The following is a 922-nucleotide window of genomic DNA, read 5'->3' on the forward strand; positions in this document are numbered from 1 at the left end:
AGCCGCAGAGTATACCCGCGTAACGAACCTTTGCTAATCCAGTTTCCTGTTAATCCATATTTTTTACAGGTGTTAATGTGAGGTATTTTGAAGTAAAAAAGCCATTAAATTGGCACAGATTTATTGGTTTTGTGCCAGATGTTGATTGGTCTCGGGAAATCCCCGAGTTGCTGAGTTAATGCGAAGGGAAAACCAGGGGATTTTAAATATAGGAAATTTGTCAAATTGTCCAACAGATAAATTAGGCGAAGATAACGGACGCTTAACCTTTAATGGCTAGGGGGAGGATTAGCCGAGCTTCAATTGAATTCGTTGATTTATAATTGGCACAGCGGTAAGGGTGAATTTATTAAGCAAGATGTTTTACCTTTCCCTTGGCTGGCTGTTTTAATTAAAATTAGTTGCAACTTCCCTGTACGGCTTTGTTTTTATCGAAACTTAAGCGCAAGACAAGTTGATTTACCTCGCCCTCCTTATATGGCAGCCGGAAACAATACTGGACTGCTTTTAGATGCAATTCTTGGGGGAGACTCTAAGTAGGCTCAATTAGAGTTAGCGCCTTTGGTTTTGGTTGCAGGTATTGCTCAAGTTCCTAGAATTTTAGAAAAACTTTGACCCGCTGCAGTTACAATTAATTAGACGATTGATTTAGTAAAATAATGCCGGTTCAATTCACTAGCGAAATTATTAATGAAGTTTGGGATGCTAGCAAGTATCGGGCAACTCTAAATTATAAATTGATATCAGTAGGATACAGGCAGGAAGCAGCTGCAGGGAACGAGGCTGTTTTTTCTTGGGATGCGCCCTTGTCACCTGCTGCAAAAGATAGAGCGTATTTAAAGTATCTCATAGAACAGCCTAGTGGAACAAGTATTAAAATTCAATTGTGGCAGGGAGATGGAAATGACGGTTTAACGCTAAC

General features: G+C 39.8%; 1 protein-coding gene. It reads left to right on the forward strand.

Annotation, left to right across the window (positions count from 1 at the left end; all coding sequences use genetic code 11):
- Positions 1 to 659: 659 nt before the first annotated feature.
- Positions 660 to 922, forward strand: a 263-nt coding sequence (locus tag MiSe_RS49315) for a hypothetical protein (RefSeq protein WP_226594900.1), incomplete at its 3' end; no start/stop codon positions are given.

The sequence above is a fragment of the Microseira wollei NIES-4236 genome (genome assembly GCF_020521235.1).
GTDB classification, from domain to species: Bacteria; Cyanobacteriota; Cyanobacteriia; order Cyanobacteriales; family Aerosakkonemataceae; genus Microseira; species Microseira wollei.